This window comes from Chromohalobacter sp. HP20-39 (genome assembly GCF_033052815.1).
Lineage (GTDB): Bacteria > Pseudomonadota > Gammaproteobacteria > Pseudomonadales > Halomonadaceae > Chromohalobacter.
The window spans coordinates 1-275 of the sequence record NZ_JAWHTP010000648.1 but is presented as its reverse complement, the minus strand read 5'-3'; the positions used below and the strand labels follow the sequence as shown (position 1 = coordinate 275).

Genomic DNA, 275 nt, shown 5'->3' with positions numbered 1-275 from the left:
CCGGTGCGGCACCGATTTCTTGGCGACGCAAAGGCGTAATCCGCGAAAGGAACGCCCGTGCGACGGCCACGTGATCATGACGTTCGTGAGCGAACGCCTCCAGCGCTGCGGCGGGTGGCGAGTTCGCCAAAGCAGTTCTGATCGCATCTTTCAACGCTGCTGCGTCTACCTGCACGTCGCCTGTGATCAGGACTGCAGAAATGCCCGGGCCCTTGAAATCATCCGATACTTGTGCTTTGGTGTGCCCGAAGAGTACAGGGACGCCGAGCGCGAGG

Annotated in this window: 1 protein-coding gene; it reads right to left on the bottom strand. The window is 61.1% G+C overall.

Annotated features, from left to right (window positions below):
* Positions 1-275: hypothetical protein (locus RVY79_RS19540; RefSeq protein WP_317466235.1), on the bottom strand; the 275-nt coding region annotated here is incomplete at both ends.